The sequence below is a fragment of the Clostridium sp. CAG:43 genome, from assembly GCF_000434655.1.
In the GTDB taxonomy this organism is placed as follows: domain Bacteria; phylum Bacillota; class Clostridia; order Lachnospirales; family Lachnospiraceae; genus Otoolea; species Otoolea fessa.
Genome location: NZ_FR895118.1, coordinates 9662 through 12216, shown reverse-complemented (window position 1 = coordinate 12216; position 2555 = coordinate 9662). Strand labels below are relative to the sequence as shown.

Annotated in this window: 3 protein-coding genes; 2 read left to right on the top strand and 1 reads right to left on the bottom strand. The window is 46.9% G+C overall.

Features of this window, described 5'->3' with window-relative positions:
• Both QVO97_RS12515 and QVO97_RS12510 read left to right on the top strand, forming a co-directional pair.
• Nucleotides 1–98, top strand: a 98-nt coding sequence (locus QVO97_RS12515; RefSeq protein ID WP_288189780.1) for a hypothetical protein, incomplete at its 5' end; no start/stop codon positions are given.
• Nucleotides 95–670, top strand: coding sequence for a chromate transporter (locus tag QVO97_RS12510; protein WP_022360649.1), 576 nt, complete (start codon nt 95–97; stop codon nt 668–670). The genes QVO97_RS12515 and QVO97_RS12510, both read left to right, overlap by 4 nt.
• Before the next feature lie 677 nt (nt 671–1347).
• Here QVO97_RS12510 and QVO97_RS12505 read toward each other — a convergent pair.
• A partial coding sequence (locus QVO97_RS12505) for a Na+/H+ antiporter NhaC family protein (protein ID WP_288189775.1) occupies nt 1348–2555 on the bottom strand: 1208 nt, incomplete at its 5' end.

The window sequence follows — 2555 nt, the reverse complement described above, 5'->3', positions numbered from 1 at the left end:
TACTGGCACTGTTTACATCGGTTTCCCCGGCGCTTCTTGTTGTTGTGGCGGGTGCGATCGGGATTGTACTGAAGGGCGGAAAGGGGGAAAAGAAATGATGCTGATGCTTGAATTAGGCTTCCGCTTCTTCTGCTGCGGACTGTTTGCGATTGGCGGCGGACTGGCGACTCTGCCATTCCTTTACAATATTTCCAAGGAGACAGGATGGTATACTTTTAGTGATATTTCCAACATGATCGCTGTCTCCGAGTCCACACCGGGACCGATGGGCGTCAACATGGCGACCTACGTCGGCTTCCATATTAAAGGGATTCTCGGCGGACTGGCAGCGCCTCTCTCACTGGTGCTGCCGTCGGTCATCATCATTGTGATTATCTCGAAGATTCTCGATAAGTTTAAATCCTCTTCGATCGTACAGAATGCCCTCTATGGTTTGCGCGCGGCATCTACCGCCCTGATTGCGGCAGCAGGTATCGGCGTGGCAAAGATAGCGTTCCTCCATGTCGGCGAGGATGGCAGCCTGGCGTTTTCCGAGCTGTTTTCCATCATCAACTGGAAAGCGATCGTACTGGCGCTTGCGATCTGGTACGGCTTAGTTAAATGGAAAAAGCACCCGATCCTCTATATCGTGGTGGCGGCTGTGGCCGGAATCGTGTTCCAGTTCCACTAGGGAAGATAGAAGAAAATAGAACCATTTCCAGAAGAGGTAGTTCGGTATCGGCATATTCTTTTGGGGTGGTTCTTTTTTGTCATAGGAAACTTCGTCCTATAAAACAAAAAATACAAGAAAACGCGATCGTAAAGCGCGATAATAGTTAGAAACAAAACAAATAAAACAGAAATACACAACAATTACAAAAATATAATCAGATAAATAAAGAAAAATATGGAAAATAATTAGAAATAATGCTTGACAAAATGAAAATTATCTAGTAAAATAAAATCATCAAAAGAAACAGAGATAACCCCAACAAACGGTTACCATAGTTTCTAGGACGAAATAAGGAACAAGGAGGACGGTCCAATGGGATAGTTAGTTACTAAAAAACATGATCATGGTTTTAAAAACCGAATTTATCCAATAAATAAAAAGATAAAAATCGGTATCGATGGAATCCATCATCATACAATCTCTAAAAGAGTTTACATAGATACATGTAATCAAAGGAGGAGATTCATATGAAAGGAAGAGGTCCATAGCACATTTAAAACAAAATATAAAAGAAAGAGAGGTTATATAGTGAAACTTCGGGATATTTCATAAAAGAGCTGTCTGATGACGAGAAAGTCGGACAGCTCTTTTTATGTCTTAATGCGTTTATGTGTGCAGTGGAAAGGGTTCCGCTGTTATTTTTTTGCCTTGGCACGGTTTCCGCGCTCCGGAAGCAGAAAGATACAGATTAAGGAGCTGATAAACAGCATGCCCGGATAGAACAGAAGCGGCATAACCTCGAAGGCGGACAGTTCATAGCCCAGCTCATGGACCGCCGATAATGCTACCAGCATCTGAGCACCGTAAGGAAGGATTCCCTGGGAGATGCAGGAAAAGGTGTCCAGAAGGGAGGCTGTCTTTCTGGCACTGATGCCATAATCTTCGGAAATTTCCTTTGCAATAGGGTTGGCCATAACGATAGCCACCGTGTTATTGGCAGTTGCGATATCCAGCAGGGTAACTAAAAGGCCGACACCAAACTGACCGCCGCGTTTTCCGCGGAAGATGCGGTGAATGACGTTAAGAAGAACATCAAAGCCGCCGTTTTCACGGATCAATGCGCACATAGCGGCAACTAAGATGGCAACCATACTGGTCTCAAACATGCCGGAAGTACCGGACCCCATGTTGGTAAGCATTTCCCAGGGAGTAGTCTGGCCGGAGCCGAGCATAATGATGGCACCGGATACGATTCCGACTAACAGAACGACAAATACCTGAATACCGGCAATACCGCCTGCCAACACCAGAAGATAAGGGATCAGCTGAACCAGGTTGTATGGTTTTATGATGGCAGCTCCCGGATCCTGATGGAAGGAGACAACCAGGATAAGTGCCAGGGAAGCGATGGCCGCCGGAAGCGCGATGCCAAAGTTCTCTCGGAATTTATCCTTCATAGCACATCCCTGACCGTTGCAGGCTGCGATGGTTGTATCGGAGATGAAGGAGAGGTTATCTCCAAACATGGCACCGCCGATGACAGATGCAACGCAAAGGGCCAGAGAGAAACCGGAGGTTTCAGATACGGCAGCGGCAATGGGAACGATCAGGGTGATGGTTCCGACGGAGGTTCCCATGGAGGTAGAGACAAAGCAGGCTACCACAAAGAGAACGGCGACGGAAAAACGGGCCGGGATAAGAGACAGCATCAGATAAGCAACACTTTCAGCACTGCTTCGTCCTACGACACCGACAAAGGTTCCGGCTGTCAGGAAGATGAGAAGCATGGTGATGATGTTCTTATCTCCGATGCCCTGCCCCATCAGCTCCAGTTTCCGGTCAAAGGAAAGAGAACGGTTCTGGAAGCAGGCCGTCAGGATCGCCAGCATAAATGCGACAACAA

Coding starts and splice junctions, on each gene's coding strand:
- QVO97_RS12510 (WP_022360649.1), top strand. CDS start 95: ATGATGCTGATGCTTGAATTAGGCTTCCGCTTCTTCTGCTGCGGACTG.